Origin of the sequence: Comamonas halotolerans (genome assembly GCF_030162935.1) — a bacterium.
GTDB lineage: Bacteria > Pseudomonadota > Gammaproteobacteria > Burkholderiales > Burkholderiaceae_C > Comamonas > Comamonas halotolerans.
In genome coordinates, this window is record NZ_JASAUZ010000015.1 from 1 (window position 1) to 20900 (window position 20900).

Annotated in this window: 19 protein-coding genes and 1 tRNA gene; 15 read left to right on the forward strand and 5 right to left on the reverse strand. The window is 45.1% G+C overall.

Annotated elements, in window-relative coordinates; genetic code table 11:
• Window positions 1-145, forward strand: a 145-nt coding sequence (locus QEP11_RS19045; RefSeq protein WP_413788712.1) for a transposase, incomplete at its 5' end; no start/stop codon positions are given.
• Window positions 146-1224: 1079 nt separating this feature from the next.
• Here QEP11_RS19045 and QEP11_RS09920 read toward each other — a convergent pair.
• Window positions 1225-1740, reverse strand: a complete 516-nt coding sequence (locus tag QEP11_RS09920; protein WP_284336491.1) for a hypothetical protein — start codon at window positions 1738-1740, stop codon at window positions 1225-1227.
• Window positions 1741-2252: 512 nt separating this feature from the next.
• Window positions 2253-2597: a hypothetical protein gene (locus tag QEP11_RS09925; RefSeq protein WP_284336492.1), complete on the reverse strand. Its 345-nt coding sequence runs from the start codon at window positions 2595-2597 to the stop codon at window positions 2253-2255.
• Between the two features lie 790 nt (window positions 2598-3387).
• On the opposite strand from QEP11_RS09925, the gene QEP11_RS09930 reads away from it, so the two are divergent.
• The 3 genes from QEP11_RS09930 to QEP11_RS09940 all read left to right on the forward strand — a co-directional run bounded on the left by QEP11_RS09930 (window position 3388) and on the right by QEP11_RS09940 (window position 5096).
• Window positions 3388-3816 carry an Hsp20/alpha crystallin family protein gene (locus QEP11_RS09930; protein WP_284336493.1) on the forward strand — a complete coding sequence of 143 codons (429 nt, stop codon included), beginning with the start codon at window positions 3388-3390 and terminating at the stop codon, window positions 3814-3816.
• Between the two features lie 605 nt (window positions 3817-4421).
• A tRNA-Met gene (locus QEP11_RS09935) sits at window positions 4422-4498 on the forward strand.
• Between the two features lie 364 nt (window positions 4499-4862).
• Entirely contained in the window at window positions 4863-5096 is a 234-nt protein-coding gene (locus tag QEP11_RS09940; RefSeq protein ID WP_284336521.1) for a hypothetical protein, read from the forward strand.
• Window positions 5097-5223: 127 nt separating this feature from the next.
• Here QEP11_RS09940 and QEP11_RS09945 read toward each other — a convergent pair whose 3' ends face one another.
• The gene (locus QEP11_RS09945; RefSeq protein WP_284336494.1) at window positions 5224-5733 is read right to left on the reverse strand and encodes a GNAT family N-acetyltransferase; all 510 of its coding nucleotides are present in this window, start codon (window positions 5731-5733) and stop codon (window positions 5224-5226) included.
• Window positions 5734-5983: 250 nt separating this feature from the next.
• Between QEP11_RS09945 and QEP11_RS09950 the strand changes: the two genes are divergently transcribed.
• Window positions 5984-6256, forward strand: coding sequence for a hypothetical protein (locus QEP11_RS09950; protein ID WP_284336495.1), 273 nt, complete (start codon window positions 5984-5986; stop codon window positions 6254-6256).
• 307 nt (window positions 6257-6563) lie between these two features.
• Window positions 6564-6911: a hypothetical protein gene (locus QEP11_RS09955; protein WP_284336496.1), complete on the forward strand. Its 348-nt coding sequence runs from the start codon at window positions 6564-6566 to the stop codon at window positions 6909-6911.
• 390 nt (window positions 6912-7301) lie between these two features.
• On the opposite strand, the gene QEP11_RS09960 is transcribed toward QEP11_RS09955, so the two are convergent.
• Both QEP11_RS09960 and infA read right to left on the reverse strand, forming a co-directional pair.
• Window positions 7302-7553: an RNA recognition motif domain-containing protein gene (locus QEP11_RS09960; RefSeq protein WP_284336497.1), complete on the reverse strand. Its 252-nt coding sequence runs from the start codon at window positions 7551-7553 to the stop codon at window positions 7302-7304.
• Between the two features lie 28 nt (window positions 7554-7581).
• Window positions 7582-7845 carry a translation initiation factor IF-1 gene (gene infA, locus QEP11_RS09965; RefSeq protein ID WP_284336498.1) on the reverse strand — a complete coding sequence of 88 codons (264 nt, stop codon included), beginning with the start codon at window positions 7843-7845 and terminating at the stop codon, window positions 7582-7584.
• Window positions 7846-9380: 1535 nt separating this feature from the next.
• Here infA and QEP11_RS09970 point away from each other — a divergent pair.
• The 9 genes from QEP11_RS09970 (at window position 9381) to kdsA (ending at window position 20876) form a co-directional block, all read left to right on the forward strand.
• Window positions 9381-10181 carry an ABC transporter permease gene (locus QEP11_RS09970; protein ID WP_284336500.1) on the forward strand — a complete coding sequence of 267 codons (801 nt, stop codon included), beginning with the start codon at window positions 9381-9383 and terminating at the stop codon, window positions 10179-10181.
• A gap of 12 nt (window positions 10182-10193) precedes the next feature.
• Entirely contained in the window at window positions 10194-10868 is a 675-nt protein-coding gene (locus tag QEP11_RS09975; protein WP_284336501.1) for an ABC transporter ATP-binding protein, read from the forward strand.
• Window positions 10865-11989, forward strand: a complete 1125-nt coding sequence (locus tag QEP11_RS09980; RefSeq protein ID WP_284336502.1) for a chain-length determining protein — start codon at window positions 10865-10867, stop codon at window positions 11987-11989. Before QEP11_RS09975 ends, QEP11_RS09980 begins: the two co-directional genes overlap by 4 nt.
• Window positions 11990-12199: 210 nt before the next feature.
• Window positions 12200-14029 carry a polysaccharide biosynthesis/export family protein gene (locus tag QEP11_RS09985; protein ID WP_284336503.1) on the forward strand — a complete coding sequence of 610 codons (1830 nt, stop codon included), beginning with the start codon at window positions 12200-12202 and terminating at the stop codon, window positions 14027-14029.
• A gap of 14 nt (window positions 14030-14043) precedes the next feature.
• Complete coding sequence (gene wecB, locus QEP11_RS09990; RefSeq protein ID WP_284336504.1) at window positions 14044-15168, forward strand: non-hydrolyzing UDP-N-acetylglucosamine 2-epimerase; 1125 nt, start codon at window positions 14044-14046, stop codon at window positions 15166-15168.
• A 19-nt stretch (window positions 15169-15187) separates the two neighbouring features.
• Entirely contained in the window at window positions 15188-16714 is a 1527-nt protein-coding gene (locus tag QEP11_RS09995; protein ID WP_284336505.1) for a capsular polysaccharide export protein, LipB/KpsS family, read from the forward strand.
• 1 nt (window position 16715) lies between these two features.
• Window positions 16716-18542 (forward strand): glycosyltransferase, encoded by a 1827-nt coding sequence (locus QEP11_RS10000; RefSeq protein WP_284336506.1) that lies wholly within the window; start codon window positions 16716-16718, stop codon window positions 18540-18542.
• A gap of 23 nt (window positions 18543-18565) precedes the next feature.
• Window positions 18566-20032 (forward strand): hypothetical protein, encoded by a 1467-nt coding sequence (locus tag QEP11_RS10005; RefSeq protein WP_284336507.1) that lies wholly within the window; start codon window positions 18566-18568, stop codon window positions 20030-20032.
• Between the two features lie 19 nt (window positions 20033-20051).
• Window positions 20052-20876, forward strand: a complete 825-nt coding sequence (gene kdsA / locus QEP11_RS10010) for a 3-deoxy-8-phosphooctulonate synthase (protein ID WP_284336508.1) — start codon at window positions 20052-20054, stop codon at window positions 20874-20876.
• The last annotated feature ends 24 nt before the right edge of the window (window positions 20877-20900 follow it).

Below are 20900 nucleotides of genomic sequence, written 5' to 3' on the forward strand. Positions count from 1 at the left end.
GTATGCATGTTTAAGCAGGCGACAACTTGATCTGAATGAGCAGGTGCCTTGTACATGCAGTTCAGCAGGACTGCACTTGCTGGTGGATTCAGCAGGGATCAAGTGCTTGGGCAAGGCGAGTGGAAATGCAAAAAGATGGGGCTGAGCGCCGTCGCCAGTAGTGCAAGTTGCACATAGGGATAGGTGCGCACACTTTGCAAATTTGAGTCACCTGTGTGGCGATGAACAACGTAAGCGGTGCATCAGTGCTACCGGACTTGCAGTAGTTGCCAGAGGATGAAACGCTGCAGAGCGTGATGGGTGATGGTGCCTACGACGCGCGGCCAGTCTATGAAGCGATTATGCGGCGTGAGGCGAGCACCGTGATACTGCCTCGAAAGAATGCGCGCCTGCGCAAGACGAGTGTCTTTAAACACCGAAACGCAGCTTTTGCTACATGCAAGCGTTTAGGACGAAGCATCTGAAAACGCTGGATTGGTTATCACTGTTGAAATTTGGTAGAGGCCAAAATGAACTGCATCAAGCTATTGGTTAAGCGTGTGATAGCTGGCACCTTTGATGCCAAGTCTACGAACTGAGTATCCGAGCAGCTATATTGAATCGATTTACTGAACTAGGCCGTCTTCAGGCTGCAGCCGTGGCATAGCCCCGGCCGGGGCTTGGGGGAGCTCTCCACAAACGCGCTTTATACGACAACGCCAAACCCTTGCAAGGAAAACCACGCAACAGAGTAATCGTGATTTTCGATCAGCTCAGCCAATGAGAAAAATCTGGTCGATTTACTTTTTGGTCTTATGTTTTTGCAATGTATTCACGAAGGTGCGGGGATTGCTTAGCATAGCTGGCAAGACCATCTGCATGTAGGCGCGTCCAAGCTGTGCCGTTCCACCTGACCGGAAACCTAGCGGGCTTACTGGGGCGGCTGATCACCTCAGCGTCTCCCAACTCATGACCCTCAGGGTTGACGTTGCAAACGACGCAAATTGCGCAGTTCCAGTATTCAACAACGATCCAGTCGTCAGGATTTACTTCAGGGCGTGTTGACATGAATGGCCTCTCTGCAAAAGAACTTGTATTCTGAATATCTGCGTCGATTGAGGTGATTGATGCTGGGGCGAGTGTTTTGGATGCTGAGCGAAATTACCTGAAACGCAGATTGGTCACAACTGCTCAATGTGGCGTGGGATTGAAGTCCTGAAGATCAGACGTGACCGATCTCTAGACTTAGCGTGGCGTGAAAGGTTGACCAAGGTTTTCCAGCGTCCACTCCCCAGGTGGCAGCACCTGCGCGTGGTCGGGGTCGGTAAGGCAAATGAGGTGAAGTTTTCGAGGCCACTTGGAGCCCATGCCAACAGTAAGGTGAGAATGCAACCCACTTCTGAAACATTCGGCGCACAGGAAGGGAGGGTATCTTACGCCATCAGCTTCTGGTTGTGGCGCATAAGCAGTGCATTGCCCGTATGCAATTTTTGTCAGCTCAAAGTCTGCGTACTGGTGGGCTGCCTTTTTTCGGCGCATGGTAAATGCAAGGCTTTGTTGCCGAAGAGGTGCAATCTCTGCTCGCATCCTTGTGTGATAGCTTTGAATTTTTTGAATAGCATTTTGTGCTTCCATCAGATTCGTAGTTAGCGTAGATGCAAAAAAGGTTTGTTTGAGGGGGTCGCCCTCAGTAACCAGTTTTTGCCCAGCAGCTTGCGCAACGGCGATGGAATTAATTGCAATCTGGATATCTTTAAGCACAGAAGTACTTTTAAAAGTCAGCGTCTAAGAAGCCGTATGCATTGCGCATGACCCAGAAATTCGCACGCCAAATGGCTTGCGAGCGTCTCTATATGAGGCACTAGAAATTAGCGGTAATGCAGACGAATTATTGACATAAGCAGATGAGGCTGTTTGGACATCACCAATGCTTTAGTCAGCAGCTGAATTATTGAGACGAAGACACCTGTTTGTGGAGGTTCACCATGGGTAATCAACATAACTTCACATTGCTTGCGATGCAGATGTGCAAAAGCAACGGAATTTACTTTATGTATGCTGCATGCGATGCACATTGGGGACCACGCAGATGTGTGTCTTTGATTCGAGGTGAGCTAAGTGAGGGTAAAGGCGGCGCTGCCAAAGCGTCAAAGCCTGAGTAGAAGCTGTTAAACAGCACCATGCAAGCACATGGTGCGAGAGTGTTGTCCCGATGTTGAAGGAGTCTGTAACTACGCAAGAGGACAGGTCGCGCAGTCCTGCAGAGATTGTCGCTAAGGCTTGAGATCAGTATGCTGAAATTCCAGCACCTTCTGCTTTAGTTCCGCTGGCAGGTAGCTGTCGAAGCAGGAAAGTAAAGTCGGTAGTGCAATGCCCTCCGTAGATAGGTTCACAAGCGTTGCTTCCATTTTCAGTCGAGCATTTGCAAGGTGAGCAATAAGCTCGGCATTGTCTGAAGGTTGAACTTTCATTAGCGCATCGACCAGTGCTTTGGTTGAGGCAATTTCCACGGCATGCCGACGGGTGATGGCCCAAAGCTCACCAGTGCTGCGCTCTAGGTGTCCAAAGCTATTGTTCATATCCGCCGCTCCTTTCGATGGTTGTGTAGGAGCTTCCATGGTAGAGCCTCGTATTGAGAAAACCCAATTTATGGCGGTGTGAGCTATGACAGATCAAGAGCTGATGTTTGCTCGCTTCTCCATTGGTGGCAAAAAGACCGAAAGATTGAAGCTGATACCGATAGGCAGGCTATTAGCTGTCGCTGGATGGATGGCTCTGATTAGCTGGTCACCTCATTGGCGTTGACTCATTTTTGGAGGGTTAACCGGTCAGCTGGCCGTGCCAGACTGCAATAGTGAATGCATCTGATACACACCTCAATTGGGCTGTCAAACCTTGGCATAGGCAAACCAGCCGCAAATAGAAATGACTGCCGATTTATTTGGGCCATTATCCAGGAGATGCTGGCTCAGCAGCCCGTCACGCAGGCCACTGTAAGAGGTTGCAGTGCTGGTGTTTCACCTCGCGGATGGTTGCGTTTCTCGTTTGGTAGATGAGGAGGGCGCGCGGCACAGTAAGCAGAATTGGCAAAGTGTGCGATTAGTTATCAGACACCACCGCCAGTGAACATTAAAGATCTGGCTAACAGGTTTTCTGTTATTATAATTAACTATGATTGACTGAGTAGTCATAGCTATTTTTCTATATCAGTTCCGAAGCGTTTGTGCCAACACGGGCGTGAGTCTGAGGTTTATCCACTGGCGCAGGGGTAGTCCAGTCAAGACATTTGAACGAGATGGATCTTAGGATATTGGTGCTTGAATTTGTGGATTTCATCCCTACCTAAGCAATAGGCAAGTTCATTTCAATTTGAGCTTGTCTTGGTTACTTTCTTCAAAGGAGAAAAAAATGAACTCACTTATTACCCGTGGAAGTTTATTCGATGATCTCTTCAAAGATGTAGCTTCAGGTTTCTTTGTACGGCCCTTGCATGGTGATGCTCTCCCAGCAGCATCCGAAATCAAAATCGATGTCAAGGAAAATGGCGATGATTACGTGGTACATGCGGAGCTACCAGGCGTTGCTAAAGAAAATATCAATGTCTCCATTGAAGGGGCAATGGTTCAAATTCGTGCAGAAGTGCAGCAAAAGGATGAGAAGCGAGAAGATAGTCGTATTCTGCGCAGTGAACGCTACTTTGGCTCTGTTTCGCGTAGCTTTCAGCTTCCATCTGAAGTTGATCCAACCCAGGCAAAAGCCAGGTATTCTGACGGAGTGCTGGAGCTAACTCTCCCCAAGAAAGCCGCCAGCAATGCGAAGAAGTTGCAAATTGAATAATTGATTTTCGAGAAACATACCTTTTTGTGCTAAGACCCTCTTCGTAGAAGATCAAGCAAAACAAAGCCCTCGGAAGAGGGCTTTGTTGTTGATATTCAGATTGGCATTACCTAAACCATTCCTCGTCGAGCCATCTTCGATGGACTGCTTGACTTTCCATACGGTCTTGCACACTCTCATCCCAAGTTTGGTACTTGAAGTTGCTGAGGGTCTTGCTTCAGTGACTCTCCTGTTTGCACGCAATTTCTCTGTCAATGTTTGCAAACTGTGTTTGGGTTAGGTTTTGGCTGGATTCCCTTATGCCATGATCTGCACGTCGCTCGGGTTGGCATGAATAAGGCCTTCACGACGATGGTCATGATTGATGGATGCTCCTTCACAATCTTTAGCCCCAACTTCACCGTTGGGGCTTTTTTTTAACTCGCCTGGAGCTGAGATCCTGTAAGGATGGTGTTCAGCAGGAGTTGCGCGATGGAAGAGCGCTCGGCTTCACGTAGCGTTTTGTGGGAGTCAGGGTTAACCCTTGTTTGTTATGGTAAGATACCATCCTCACGTAAGGGCGCAGCTTCCAAAATGTCGGAAGTTGGTGCTCTGACTAGAAATACCGCGAGGTGGAGCAGTCTGGTAGCTCGTTGGGCTCATAACCCAAAGGTCGTTGGTTCAAATCCGGCCCTCGCAACCAACATCAAAGCCCTGTGCATGAAAATGCCAGGGCTTTCTTGATGGATGCTTACTGGCTGGCCTCACAAGGTCGCTTCAGTCCGCTTCGGTTGGTTGTTTCGCGCTCAGCCTGGGAGGCGCCAATTTCGCTTTTGCTCCTGTCAATGCATTGACACTGCAGGGGTGCCTGAATTGGGTTTTGGTCTGAGATATCAACTGAAAAAGTTTCGCTCAAATGTATGGAACTCGTTTTTAAGCTCCATGCCTGCAGATGTGCGGCAACACAATTCTCATATGTTAGTCTTTGCTGTTTTTGCCTCTGCCATCCAGGAGCTTTTACTCCGCATAGTAGGTGTGGCGTTAAGCGTTAGGCTGGAATTTTCATGATGATCGATTGGGTGCCTGTAGTCTTCGTTACGTTCAAAGCTCTGATCTTTGGTACGTGCATGTTTTTCGCCATCAAGTGGCACTACGACCAGGGTAAGAAAAAGGGCGCTGCCTCTCGCACACTGCTATGGTCAGGTGCCAAGGTGGCTGTCGCTTTCGTACTGTCGCTCATGGCTGTGCTGCTCTTCACCTATATGCTTGCCAGCAAGCTTGGTATGGACTTGGGCTTTTAGTTGCTAAAAAGGCCTCTCTGAAGAGTTTTTGCTTTAACGATCAAGCCAATTGAGCGGAGCAGCGAGATATCCTTCCTTCAGGGGTTTTTCCATCTGATGGGGCATGTTCTTTTGAGGTGGCAGGAAGTCATGCGCCCGCGTTGATGTCCAGCCGCATTTTCTGCGTTTCTATGTCAGAGTCTGGGCGCAAGAAACCGGATTCGCCAGCAGTGTAGAAGCCATGGGAACGATAGAGCTGGATAGCTGGTGCTTGAACCTTTGCGACCGATAGGACTAAAGAGCATGCCCCTTTCTCTCTTGCCCAGGCCATGCACTGTTGCAGAAGTGCCCTGCCTGCGCCCTGACCCCTTACAGCTGGGGAAGTCCACATTGAGTAGACATGGGCGATACGTGGGTCTGTGTCCGAAAGCAGGCACCAGGCTAAGCCACAAATCTTATTACTATGGACGGCGAAAAAACCTCTTCCAAATTGCCCGGATTCTGATGCGGTGGCTCGTGCCAACCAGTCTTCGTCAGGCAGTTCAACCTCTTGCTGCCAGGTGCTACCAAACGCTTGCGGTGACTCTTTGAGGGCATTGATGCGCACTTTTCGATAGTCAGACCAATCATCAGCTGTGATTGCGCGAACAATTAGCAAGGAGACTCCTTCGTTCTAAGATGAGATACCTTCATGTTATTCCTGTGCCAGGATGGCTGCACCTGTTGTAATGCGCCTATCTGAGCTGCACAGGAGGCGGAAGTTAGACATCGTCCATCGTCTGTGTCTTGGAAACAATAGCCCGCCCTTTTTTGCTATCAAATATTGCAACAGGTATAGCCTGCAAAGGTTTTCAATCTGGGGTACGGTAAGTTATTGAACTGGCTTCACCCAATCCTTCAGGAGCATCATGAACAGCAATCACGCGGGAGAGCAAAATCAGCTTGTGCAGGATCAGAAAGTAGCCAGCTATCTGGCTCTTACTTACGATGAGTACATTGGCTTGGAGCCTTCGATCAAGGAGCTAGTTGGAGACGATGGACTGTTGTACTGCTATCTGGTGACATTCGGCAAAACAGTGCCTGCTCATCTCGCAATCAAGATACGTGACTTGGATGACATGCAAACATCATTGCCGCCAGGATTTTTTGAATCGGATGTGCCTGAATGGCCGCAGGGATGATATTAAAGGCAAAAGATAAAGCACTTAAAAAGAGGTTTTTTTGTTGGCGCTTAGTGGAGTGTTTGCTAAACCTTTCCTTAGTAGCATTTGTTGATTGCCATCCATTTGTTGACCGGCTGTAGTGTGCTTGCGCACTTGTATCCAATGCAAAAGCTTTAAATTATTAGAGTCTTATTGTGTCGAGATTTAACGAAGTCATTGACTGACAAATGGTTGGGTCTATGGGGTATGGCTTGCTGGGCCAGCGGCAAGTAGTCTGAACTACCAAAGCAGGTATTTCATCCTGCTCTCATTCAAGGTGAAGCACATGACTACCAAAAGCCATACTCCCCTCGTAGTTCCCGTAACAGACCCGGACCTTATCGAGCAAGCCAAACCTGGTCACGGGGTACCTTCGCAGGATCCAGATCCACGTGCGCAAGTTGGACTGACACCGAACGAGTCCGCTCGTGGAATGTCATCATCATTGGTTGGCGGCGGAGCCATGGCGGGTGCAGCCGTTGGTGCAGCTGTCGGTGGCGTTGTAGGAGGGTCTGTAGGTGTTCTTGTTGGGGGTTCCGTAGGCGGCGTTGCTGCAGCTCTTGGCGTTGCTATTGCAAGCACATCTCCGCCTGATGAGGAATCTGAGGCTGAAGATCGTCCAGTTGACGAGTAAGTCACACAGTGAAAAGTAAAACTACTTTATTGTTTTAGGAGCGCTTTGATGTGTGTAACCGCGCCGCAAGCCGCAAGCTGGTTGCATGAGTGAATCCCAATCTTCACTGTAATACAGCCCATTTGAAGCAGTTCGACCAATTCTTAAAGCACGTGGACTGACGCTTCAAGTATCAGATTTGGTTAGGGCTTAGCAAGTCTGCAGCTTGCTTGTGCTGGACATGGCCATTTCCAGAAATTTTGCCTTCATGAGGTTTTGCGGGTGCCACTTCGCGGTTGCTTAGATGTTCAACGTCGTGTTCTGGACCGCCATGAAGACCGCTGAGACGGTGAGGTCTGACTGGTGCGGTTGCAGGAATATGCGCGACGGTACGCTGGGTGCTCTTCGCAATCAGTGACGATCGCGTGCTGTCATGACGTTGAGGGCACGGCCTTCGGTTGGCTTGCCATTTAGGCCTTGTATCGCGGCCAGTGCAGCCTCTTCTGTAGACATTTCCGCAAATGCAAACCCACGTGAGCGACCTGTATCACGATCCAGAATCACTTGCGAAGCTGTGACAACACCATAGTTCGTCAGGAGTTTTCGTAAGGCTTGGCTGTCGATTGAAAAGCTGAGATTGCTGATGTAGAGCTTATTTTTCATGTGTATAGTGCTTTAGCTCGGTGATTAATTAGCGAGGGCGACGTTTAGGCGCGCCCATACTGCTAGAGCGAGTTTCAATATGGCGGAAAGTGACGCGGCCCTTGTTCAGGTCATAAGGGGACATTTCGACGGTGACCTTATCGCCTGCAAGCACTCGAATACGATGCTTGCGCATCTTCCCTCCGGAGTACGCCACGAGTTGGTGGCCGTTATCCAATGTGACCCTGAATCGTGTGTCAGGAAGCACTTCTTCGACACGGCCTTGCATTTCAATCAAATCTTCTTTAGACAAAAGTTCTCCTAAGGTGTTTGGTCTTCAATTCTGAAACCAGGCAGGTACTTAAAGTTGGTTTGCCAGGACCATTTCACGCGCCTGAGAAAGGGCGTATCGTTGGGCTGTGGCAGCATTGTTGAACTGCGGGATAAACCTAAAAATTCGGTCATAGACGCCACGTTGGATGGACACAGAGGCCGCAAAATTTCCTTGTGAGTCTTTGTGGCTGTAGGGGGTGACAACGTAGTTGCCCACCTGTTGTTTAATTTTTTTTGGCAGCATGGAATACACGCATTGGACCCTGTGAAGGTCAAGCGTTGGATAAGTGAATGAGGGGGCTCACTAGGGGTGTGAGGCCTGAGAGATGCAGTCCAAAAGATCGAGTGGACTGCCTGAATTCGCCGAAGAGGTGTGACGGTAGAGCTCGTTTGTAGAGCTGCCTGCAGCCAAGGGGCTTGAAGTGTCAGACGTGCGCTAAAGGGCGAACAAATTTTTGCGCATTCCTTGAGTATACCCTAGAAAGAAAATTCATGTTTCACGTTCTATTGGATAGATATTTCATTTTGACTTGGATTTTCGGGTCAATGTAGGCAAATACAAAGCCAGCCTGATTCACATTTGTTGAGCCTGTTTGTAGCGCTTTAGGCTTTAAAACTTCACTTTAAAGACTAACTACGTGCATCAGTAAAATTTTGAATCCATCCATGCTTCGGTGGCCGGTTCCTAGGGAATGGCTGAAATTCTAGTTCTCATTAGGGCGAGTTTGATGCCGACATTTTGAATGTCCAAACTACAAAAACTAGGCTGCTCATTGTTTGAAGGTGGCGAGTGCACGGCATCGTCTAGATAGCAAGCGCTGGACAAACGTTTTTGGCTTTGGTGTTGTACGGGGCAATGATTTGCACAAGGGCTCCCCAATAAACCTGAATGTGCATGGCGGCATTTAGTACGGGATTGCAGCCCAGGCTGCTGCATCGGTAGCGCCAGCAGGGGGTGGATTGCAGAAAGCTCTGTGCAGTACCTCAATGCTGCATCAGACGATGCGTTTGAGACGTGGACGCAAGTGCTGCACCAAACTCGTAATACAGCCGTTGTGGGATGTCAGCCAATCTCCAATAAAGACCAACCTGCGGCTCATTCTCGGTGGACGTTTCTGAAGCTACGAAGTGCTTAAAGATTGGCGCTTGCAAGCGCGGCATTCGCCCAAGTGCAGAGTCCGCAAGACCTGCACTGACGAGTTTGTGAAAATTTCACATTCTGAATGCCAGGAGTATCGGTGTAAGGAAATGTCTCAATCTTTTGTGGGAGCAACTCTGCAATGTCTATTGAGCTGGCTTTGTTGCAGGGTGGATGCTCCTAAAAGAGGAGATAAAGCGCAGTTGGAATGGAGGCACTGGAGATCCAGTCGTTACAATCTGTGCTAGTGGTAGGGAAGTGTTAGCTGCAACAGCGGTTCTTAGACTTTCGAACTTCTTCATGTGAGAATTGCCTGTTGATCCACCGGCTGCGCTTGGTTGCGCCAAGTATGGCAGCTTAAATTTAGATTGTGGCTAGTGCAATTACCTTTTACGAAATTTGATAGGCAGCCTCTTCGATCAGCGCTTTCAGTCTGGAAAGCGCTGTTCTTGCGAGAGATCGCCGTGCGTATGTTTGGTACGCGCATGGCCTGGGTGTGGCTGGTTCTAGAGCCAGTGGTCCATGTGCTCTGGCTGGTGCTGATCTTCACATTGGTGCGGGTTCGCCATATCGGTGGCATTGAAACCCCACTGTGGATTGCCAGCGGCATGCTGGTGTTCATGACCTTCCGTCGAACAGTCACACAAGTGCAAAACGGTGTCGATGCGAGTGGCGCTTTGTTCGCTTACCGCCAGGTGCGCCCAGCAGATATCGTCTTGGTGCGTGCCGTGGTTGAGGGCTTCACAATGCTGCTCATCAGTATTGCAGTGTTCGGCATTGGTGCCATCGTGGGCTGGATGGCTTGGCCGGTAAATGCCTGGGCTGTTTTGGAAGCATTTACCCTGGCCTGGCTATGTGCCATGGGTTTGGGAATGATATTTGGTGTGCTGGCTAAATTGGTGCCTGAGATGGAGCGCATCTTCAGCTTCATCATGATGCCGCTGTTGATGATCTCTGGCGTAATTTTTCCGCTTTCAATGGTTCAGCCTCCTTATCTGGACTGGCTTTTGCTGAACCCTTTGGCGCACGCGATCGAAGCTTCGCGAGTGGGTTTTGCGCCTTATTACCATGCCGTTACTGGGCTGGATCTGGGATACGCCTATCAGTGTGCTTTGGTGATGGTCTTTTTGGGACTGGCATTGTTCCGTCGCTTCAATGAGCGCTTGGTCATGCAATAAAAGGCTGTAGGCATGATTGAAGTTATAGACGTTCACAAGCGTTATCACACAGACCATGGCATGGGGCCATGGGTGCTGAGAGGGGTCAACCTATGCATTCCCGCCGGGGTCAGTGTGGGTCTTGTGGGAAGCAATGGTGCTGGTAAGTCCACCCTGCTACGCATCATTGGTGGCGTGGACTACCCCACCAAGGGAGTGGTGAGGCGCCATAGCAAGGTCTCGTGGCCCATGGGCTTTGGCGGAGGCCTCCAGGGCAGTATGACGGGGCGGCAAAACACCAAGTTTGTTGCGCGCATTCATGGCATGGAGGCAGAAATCCCTCGCATTCTTGAAGAGGTTCAGGCATTTGCCGAAATTGGCGACGCATTTGATGCCCCCATTAAAACCTACTCCTCCGGCATGAAGTCGCGCCTGCAGTTTGGCTTGTCGCTGGCATTTGATTTCGATGTGTACATCTCCGACGAAGTGACTGCTGCTGGCGACCGGGCTTTCCAGACCAAGGCCGCCAAGGCATTCAAAGACAAGGTGGGTAAGGCCAGTGTCATCATGGTTTCGCACAGTGACAGTACCTTGCGAGACTTTTGTCAGGCAGGTGTGTGGTTGCACGGCGGGCAGGCTTACTGGTTTGACCATATTGACGAGGCCTTGCGGGCCTATCACGACAGTACTTCCATTGCATCTAAATGAATATTGCATCTAACTTGCGCGCTCGCTCCAAAGAATGGTTGCGCCACTCTCCATTGCGTACATTGACAGCCGTTGCCTGTGTCTGTAGCGCTGTCTACTGGCTCGGTATTGCTTCTGACCGTTATGTTTCCGAGTCACGACTGATTGTTCAAAGCACCAATCTGCACAGCGGCGCAACCGTGGATCTGGGCAGCCTGATTTCAGGCACCACAGGCGGTAACCGCACAGATCAGCTTCTGCTGCGTGAACATCTGCGCTCTCCGGATATGGCAGAAAAACTCGATGCAGCGCTTGCATTGCGACAACACTTTGGCGAGCAAGGCGACTGGTTTACAAGGCTGTGGAGTGGAGAAGAGGCCACGCGAGAAAACTTCTATAAATACTACTTGAGCCGTGTTCAGGTGGAGTATGACGAGTTTGCCGGTGTTCTGGTCGTCAAGTCTCAAGCGTATGAACCCGAGAAAGCACAGCAAATCTCCGCCATGCTGGTCAAGGAGGGTGAGCGCTTCATGAACCAGATGGCGCATGCCATCGCTCAGGACCAGGTCATTTTTCTGGAAGGTCAGGTGCAGGCCTTAAACAGCAAGGTGCAGTCTTCACGTCGCGCATTGCTTGAATTCCAGGAGAAGAAAGGATTGATTTCTCCAGAGGCGGCTGCGCAAGTCATTGGCACCATTGTTGCGAACCTGCAAGGGCAATTGGTGGACTTGCAAGCTCAGCGTGCAGCCATGCAGGCGTATCTGGTGGCAGACCATCCGAATATTGTTCTGCTCAACCAGCGGATTGAAGCCATTGACAAACAAATTGCGCAGGAGCAAGCCAAATTGGCAGCTCCTGGCGGCAAAACACTGAACCGCACCGCCGAAGCATTTGCGCAGTTGGAGCTGCAATCCAAGTTTGATCTGGATATGTACAAAACCGCTTTGACCGCGCTTGAGCAGGGCCGTCTGGAAGCGACGCGCACGCTAAAAAAAGTTTCTGTGCTTCAGCAACCTAATTTGCCGCAGGAGGCAATCGAACCTCGCCGCGTCTATAACACCAGCGTTTGGGTCATTGCCATCCTGCTGCTTGCCGGCTTGTCGCACCTGTTGCTGGCCATTGTGCGTGACCATAGAGAGTAAGAGCTGGCCTTTGGGCCATGAAAAAAACTATGCACCAGAGTGTCTGGAAATACATAGCAGCCCATGGCTGAAGCGCATAACTGGCCTGATGATTTTTATGGCTTGCGAGTCTCTATCTGCAAGCCTTCACCTACAGAATTACAGAACCGCAAAATGAAGATGACTTCCACTCCAGCAGCTGTACATCTGGATGTATTTAGGGGGAAAAAAATGAGCAATCAACACGCCTTCAGTGGCTGCACCATGGCTGTGCTGCTGGCACTGAGTATGTTCCACCCGCAAGCCTGGGCGCAATTTGATTTCAATGCCGCTCAGACCATGGGCGCTCACGGTGCGGCAAGTAATAGCAACTCCTCAAATCCTTCATCAGCTTCTGTGCTGCCGCCAGTCACGCCCAGCGGAGCACTGCCTTCGTCTGACAAAGGCATTTACAGCGGGCCATACAACGGCCAGGCAAATACTGCTTCTGCAAGAGCGCCACAAGCTCACGGCTCGTTGTCATTACAGCCCGTGCAGACCCAAGACCAGATCAACAACCAGGCCAGCGATGTTTTTGGCGCGCAGTTGTTTACAGGCGCATTCAGCCAGCCGGGTGCAACGCAGTTCAACCCAGATTACGCCATTGCAATTGGTGACCAGATTCAGGTCAGACTTTGGGGTGCATTCACTTTTGAGCAGGCCTTGACGGTAGATCCGCGAGGCAACATCTTTCTGCCGCATGCGGGCCCTGTGAACGTCTTGGGTGTGCGCAACAAGGAGCTGGAAGCTGTGGTGCAGAACGCCGTACGGCGCACATTCCGCAACAATGTCAGCAGCTATGCCAGTCTGGCTGCTGCACAACCAGTGCGCGTATTTGTAGGTGGTAACGTCAACCGCCCCGGCTTGTATAACGGCACCAGCATGGACAGTGTGTTGCGTTACCTGGATATGGCTGGTGGTGTAGATCCAGAGCGCGGTAGCTACCTGCAAGTGCAAGTCAAGCGTGGCCAAACTGTCAAGGCCACGGTGAACCTGTATGACTTTTTGCTGCATGGAACCATGCCCATGGTGCAGCTTGCCGATGGCGATGTGATCTTTGTGCCACCACATGCCCAGCGTGTGAGTGTGAAGGGCTTGGTCGCCAACGCGAAACGTTTTGAATTTACAGGGCAGCAGCAAACGGTAGCGCAGTTGATGGCACTGGCCAAACCTTCAGCTCTGGCAACACATGTGCGTGTGGTACGTAATACAGGCAGCGTGCGCAATGCCGAGTATTACCCGCTGAGTGAAGCGAACAACGTCATGCTGGCTGATGGCGATGAGCTGTCATTCACCGCAGATAAAAAGCCCGGAACCATCACCGTTCGCGTGGAAGGTGAGCACGACAGCGCGCAGGAATATGTGCTGCCCTATGGCACGGCCATGGGTACGCTGCTGGATCAAATTCACGCCAGCGCAAATTCAGACATGGCAAGCGTGCAACTCTTCCGTGAGAGTGTGAAAGTACGCCAAAAGGAAATGCTGCTCACCAGCTTGCATAACCTGGAAATGAGCTTGCTCACTGCCCGAAGTGGCAGCAGCGACGAAGCCCGTCTGCGTAAAGACGAAGCAGAACTGACCCTGCAATGGGTGCAGCGCGCCAAAGAAATTGAACCTGTTGGCCAAGTGCAAATTGCCAAGGCCACGCAGCTGAGCAGCATGCTGCTGGAAAACGGGGATGTGATTCGCATTCCTCGCAAAGACGATCTGGTTCTGGTGAGTGGCGAAGTCTTGTTCCCGAATGCTGTGGCCTATGAAGCCAATATGAGCATGGAGGATTACATCAACCGTGCAGGCGGTTTTACGCAGATGGCTGACAACGCACGCGTGGTAGTGGCCCGCCGCGATGGATCGTTTGAACAAGTTAATACCAAGCGTCTATTCGCCAATGCAGATATCAGTGCGGGTGATCAGATTCTGGTTTTACCCAAGGTGGATGAGAAGAAACGCCAGTTCTGGAAGGACATGACGCAAATCATCTATCAGATCGCTGTGAGTGCGAAAGTTGTTTTTGGATTGTGAGGAAAATTGAAGTTATGAAAAAAGTTTTAACTGTCTTTGGTACTCGCCCTGAAGCCATTAAAATGGCTCCATTGGTTACTGAACTTAAAAAATCAAAGAAAATTGAATCTAAAGTCTGTGTCACAGCGCAACATAGACAAATGCTCGATCAGGTTCTAGAATTATTTGAAATAAATGCAGAATATGATTTGGATATTATGAAACCAAATCAGACATTAAGTCAAATAACTAGCTCTATATTGCTTGGGATTAATTCTGTCCTTGAGGATTTCAACCCGGATATTATTTTAGTTCATGGGGACACATCTACTACTTTTGCGGCCTCTTTAGCTGCTTATTTTAAAAAAATACCTGTGGGTCATGTCGAGGCGGGCCTTCGAACTTCTAATATTTATTCTCCTTGGCCAGAAGAAGGTAATCGAAGATTAACGGCAGTGCTTTCTAAATTCCATTTTGCACCAACTGAAAACTCGAGAATGAACTTGTTAAGTGAAGGTGTCGATTCTGATGCAATTGTGGTTACAGGGAACACTGTTATAGATGCTCTTGTTGCTGTTAGAGATAAAATTATCAAAAATAAAGAATATTTAGCAAAATTGCAGAAAAGTTTTCAATTTTTACGACCTGAGTCAAGAATGATTTTAATTACAGGTCACCGCCGTGAAAATTTTGGTGATGGTTTTGAGCGTATATGCATGGCAATTAAGCAATTGGCAGAATTGAGAAGTGATGTTGATTTTGTATACCCCGTGCACCTCAATCCAAATGTAAGAGATCCTGTGCATAGAATCTTAGGTAACAAAAAAAATATTTTCTTAATTGATCCACAGGACTATTTGCCATTTGTATATCTTATGAATCAGTCTTACCTAATTTTGACTGACTCTGGTGGTATTCAAGAAGAGGCTCCTTCTCTAGGTAAGCCAGTTCTTGTTATGAGAGATTCAACGGAGCGTCCGGAAGCTGTTGCTGCCGGGACTGTGAAGTTAGTTGGCACAGATGTTGAATTGATTAAAAAAGAAATTTTACATTTGCTTGATGATAAAGAATATTATCATGGAATGTCGTTCGCCCATAATCCCTATGGTGATGGTAATGCTGCCAAGAAAATAGTCGAAATTTTGGAATCTGGCATTTAATATTTATTAGAGTTAAATTATGATTTTATTTGCAGATGATTTCAATTTCAAAGAAAAGAATTTCCAAACTCTTTTTGACTTCCTAAATAAAAATAATATTAAGTTTGTTTTTGATAATTTCAATGCAGACTTGAAAAAATCATGGGGTAATTATGAGGATGGATATTTTGAGGGTAAATTTTCTGTTGATATAGAAGATTTTAATCATAAATTCAATTTCCAAGAAATTGCTAGAGATGAGTTTCTCAGCGCATTTATTATAAAATCTGACTTTCTTTCTTCTGAAATGTCCTCAGAAGAAGAGTTGCAAAAATTTCTGGAGAAGAAATATCCTCTTGAGTATGAATTGTGTATCAAAGCAGCACATTTTTGGGTCGAATATTGGCTTGATACTTTAAGAAATAAAAATTTAGATTCAGTCATTGTTTTTGGAGGGAATTTAATATATTCAAAGGCCCTTCTAAAAGTTGCGGAATTTCTTTCTTTGAAATGTTTTGTTGTGGAACATTTTTATACTGGGAATGATTTCTATTTTGAAAATAGGTATACTCCGATACCGAACAACTCTCATCTTAGATCAAAAAGGTTCTTTAATAATCTTGCTAAGTCGAATTTTGGATTTCTATCAAAAATTTCTAACCAAAATAATAAAAATGTCAAACAGCCTGCCTATAAAAACATGGCTGTCCAAGACTATATTCTTTTGCTATGTCAAGTTCCTAATGATTTTTCCATATTGTCTCCTTGGAATAAAAGGAAAAACACTGTTTTATTTTATAAGGAAATAATACAAGAGCTGCTTGTTAAAACTAATAAGAATATTATTATAAAAGTTCACCCATATGAGCGTGTTAAGAATAAAAATGGCTCCAGAAATACATATGATGAACTTAATACATATATTTCTTCACTGATTATTAATGAGGCAAATAGAGTCTTCTTAGTTGAAGACTTTTCACTTGAAGGTTTAATTCAAGGATGTGATTTTGCGGTCACCTTAAACTCTCAGGCCGGATTAGATGTTGTTCGATTGGGTAAGAAGCTCGTGTGTTTCGGCGAACCATTCTATGGGCGCCATGGATTTACATATGATTTAACTGATGTTAGTGAACTAGATAAATTTTTAAAAGAAAAGAATAATTTTGAATTCTTCTTTGAGGAATACAATAAATTTATGTCTGCTGCGTTTGATCATTTAATTGGGTTGGATGAAACATTTAAATTGAATTATTTATTCGGTATTGAATCTGGCATAATTGAGAAAAATCAAAAAAAAATAACCCACACTACAACTAAACCTCAGGTGGTTGCTAAACCTCAGGTGGTTGCTAAACCTCAGGTGGTTGCTAAACCTCAGGTGGTTGCTAAACCTCAGGTGGTGGTTAAAGCAGTGAAAATTGAAGGCGAAGATGCAATTTTTAATAAATCAAAAAATAAGAATTCGGATCGACGTAAAAGATTATTAAGAAAATTTAAAAATGATCCTAAAAGATTTTTTGAAGATAGTCAAAATCCATTTTTTCGCTTTATTGGGAAGATGATCTGAAATGAAAAAAATTGCAGTTGTAGTTGATTCAAAGAATACGCAAAACCATCAGTGGACATTGTTTCCTTTATTCTTGAAAGATTTTTCTAAGAAATTTAATTTGACTAGTTCATTTATTGGATTAGAAAATTATGATTTTGTTATATTTACTAGTATCAATGATTTTTTAATAAAAAAAATAACTGATCTAAAAATTAAAGAATTTGGATTTATTCTTGACGGAAAGGTAGATTGGTCTAATTACTATAAAATTCTTTTTGAGGCCAAGTTTGTTTTTGCAATATCTGGAGATGCTGGAGTTTCAAAAATAAATAATGTTCAAGTTTTTGATAAAATTGTTATTCCGAAAAAAGAAAAATTCGGTGATTCTTTATTTTTAACAGATGAAGATGATTTGAATTATGTGTATCAAAAATTAATTGATGGTACTTTAGATTTCTCTAAACTATTCGTTCTTTATAAGAATGATGGAGTCCTAATCAAAAACAGTCAATTTTTTATTGATCAATTTAGAAAAATAAGTGTTGATTTAGTCCCTGTATTTACTAGTCCTGCAACAATAGATGCTCTCTTAAATAGTAATGTAGAATATTTATCTAGGTTTGATAATGGTGAGGGAGTCTTCTTTCACAATAAAATTGGAACGTCATTAGATACTTTAATCGATAGTATTTTTAATGAAATTGAATCAAAATCGACTGAAGATGTAAAGGTTGAACCTTTTGTAAATATTGTTTGTTTTAGACCTACCTATTTATTTTTAGATCTTGTTAGAAGATTTGAAAAAGTCGGTTGTGTCCATTCTGATTTTCCTCTAAAGGGTGCTTCTTCATATATATGGATGCGCCCTCAAGAGATATGGCATTATGAATTTCTACTTGAAAACAAAAAGCATAAGGAAATATCTGTAACCTATCAGCGTAGCTTTACAGAAGAAAATTCTAGAGAAGAGAATTTGCAAAAAATAATGAATAAGTCAGTGGCAATTCATCATGGTACATGCTTTGAACCACTGTATCAGTTTGATTATGAAAAACTGGCAATATCTCTTCGCAGAGTAAATAAAGTAATTGGTGTATGTGAGTTTGATGAATGCTATGGACCAAGCGCACCAATAGCTAATAAAAATAATTATAGCTTTGTTCCTATTGGATATGACCATAATTTATTTAATGAATCGGTTTCAAAAAAAGAAGAATTGAAGCCCAAAGAAAAAATAAAAATTGGCTTTGTGGGTAGGGCATATGGTACAAATGATAAAAAGCAATTATCTTTAAGCAGGCTTTCTGAACCTAAAGGCTATAGAAAAGGTGGAGATATTCTTCTGGATATAATGCTTCGCTTGAAAGCGCTAAATATTCCAATTGAACTTCATATTCTCGGACAAAACTGGGAAGATTTGGTTGATGATTTGAATAGGTTTGGAATAGATTTTGTTTATTATGCACGTGATAAAAATATTACATACGAAGATTATCCGAAAATTTATTCATTAATGGATGTCTTGTTGATCACTGCAAGGTGTGAAGGCGGTCCTGTTAGCGCTATTGAGGCATTATCTCTCGGTGTGAAGGTTGTAAGCACAAATGTTGGTGTAGTTCAATATTTGAGTAGTATTTTTTCTGAGAATAAATCATGTATTTCTATTGATTATGATAAGAAATGGCATATTACTGATAAAGAAGCGTTTGTTAAAGAAATAAATTGTATGTACGAAAATGGTCGATCACTGAAGGAAATACAGGAGTGTAAAAAAATTGTTGAAAAATTTACTACTGATTACTGGGTTAAAGAAATATATAATAATGCCTTATCTATATTGAATTAATTTTTAGTTCTCAAGGCTAGGTTATGCTGGATATTAAAAAAATCGTTGACGAGAATGAAATTACATTTCACAAGAAAAAAATCTTGTATGTTAAATCCAGCTTTAATAATGAGCAGTTACTTGTTGTAATGAGTACTCATAATCAGGGGGCAAATTACCTTGCCTTGAGAACTTTTCTTGAGAATCAATTTTGTGATATTTTGTTTATATCTGATCCAGGAAATTCTTGGTATTTAGATGATGATTACGGTGAAACTTATTATAAATTAATAAAAAAATACTCTGATAATTATAACCCAGAATCGGTATTTTTATTTGGATCGTCAATGTCAGGTTATGGTGCGTTACTTCATGGCCTCAGATTAAATGCAAATGTTATTGCAATAAATCCTCAGGTTAATTTAGACCTCACTGCTAAATACTCTTGGCCTGAGTTGACGGATCACATTAATAAAATTAGAGGAAAGCATATTAATATTGATGAGCATGCTTTTAATCTTTGGCGCGAAAGCGTTGTTATGATATTACATGGTCATTATGAGATGGATGTTTTGAATGTGGATTTGTTGTCTACTTCAGCGCCTGCGAAGAAAAAGTTGATTTTGCAAACATTGGATGTTGATTCTCATGCCTATCCATTTGGGCGTGATATAGAATATATTAAAAAACTAATTAGTTTAATATTTTCTTATCGAAAACTTCCTAGTACAGAAAATTTTGAGAATTCCTTAAATACTTCGGAGTTTGAATCTATAAGATCTAGAAGGCATCTAAGCGGTATGAATTTTCTGAAGCATCCATTGCGAAAAATAGATGGAAATACACTTTGGCAAGTGCGGCATTCATTTGAGAAGCCTAGAAATTTGGTATTTTTCTCTAATATAGGATTCTATAAAAATGGAGAACCTCTCGGAGGTTTGTGTTTATACGATGGGGATTGTTGGAGATATTTGTCGCCATCATTTGATAATTCTAGTTATCTATTGGAATCAAAAGAGCTTGAGATTTCTGATGATTTTTTTAAATGTGAAAACTTTCAAAAAATCTATAATGGTTGGGTTGTTAGAAAAGATGACTCTTCAGTAATTAATATTGAAGGATCTGGTGGTGGTTTTAGGGTTTCATTTACATCAGGTAATACAGCCCTGGCTTTTTTACATAAATCTATTAAGCCAAATAATGAATACTTCGAAAATATGGTTGGGAAAATGATTACGTTTTCTGCTGATGTATACTCTAGTGAGGGGGGGGTAATGCTTGTTACTGGTGGATATGGTGATAGTGGATATTATCACTCGAATTCAGAACCTTCAGTAAAGGGGCGCTGGAGCTCAATTAGTTCAAGTATGATTATACCATCTATAAAAGAAAATCATCATGATAGCATATTCATTCGGGTGAACTTTGGTTCGGATAAAAAGAGTAAAGATGTGTTTGTGAGAAATGTGAAATTGATCTCGGGATACTTTCCAGAGGGTCTGAAAATATAAATTTTAAATTATACATAATATGATGAAAATAGAAAACTCTTCGGAATTTACGCTCTTTGGCGGTATCAATGTTTTGGAAAATATTGATTTTTCTTTGAAATGCGCAGAGCACTATGTAAAAGTTACGAATAAACTTGGTATTCCCTATGTATTCAAAGCTAGCTTCGATAAAGCGAACCGCTCTTCCATCCACTCCTACCGTGGCCCAGGCATGGAAGAAGGGTTGCGTATATTTGAAGCGGTAAAAAAAGAGTTTGGTGTTCCTGTTATTACCGATATCCACGAACCCTGGCAGGCTGAACCTGTCGCCGAAGTCGTAGATGTGTTGCAACTGCCGGCATTTCTGGCGCGCCAGACAGATCTGGTGGTGGCAATGGCAAAAACCGGCAAACCTATCAATATCAAGAAGCCGCAATTTTTGAGCCCACCGCAGGTTCTGAACATTGTTGAAAAGTTCAAGGAAGCGGGGAATGACCAGTTGATGCTGTGTGACCGAGGCACCTGCTTTGGTTATGACAATCTTGTTGTGGATATGCTGGGCTTTGGTGTCATGAAGAAGGTGACTGGCAATTTGCCAATCATTTTTGACGTGACCCACGCTCTACAGCAACGCGATGCCTTGGCCGGAGCTTCAGGTGGGCGTCGTCAGCAGATTGTTGAGCTGGCTCGTGCTGGCATGGCGACTGGTTTGGCAGGCCTGTTTCTGGAGGCGCACCCTGATCCTGACAAGGCTAAATGTGACGGTCCTAGCGCTCTACCGCTGGACAAGCTGGAGCCATTTTTGGCGCAGATGAAGGCGGTAGACGATTTGGTGAAGTCATTCGAGCCGCTGGAGATTGCATAAGCTGATTGACCCGGATTTTTAAAT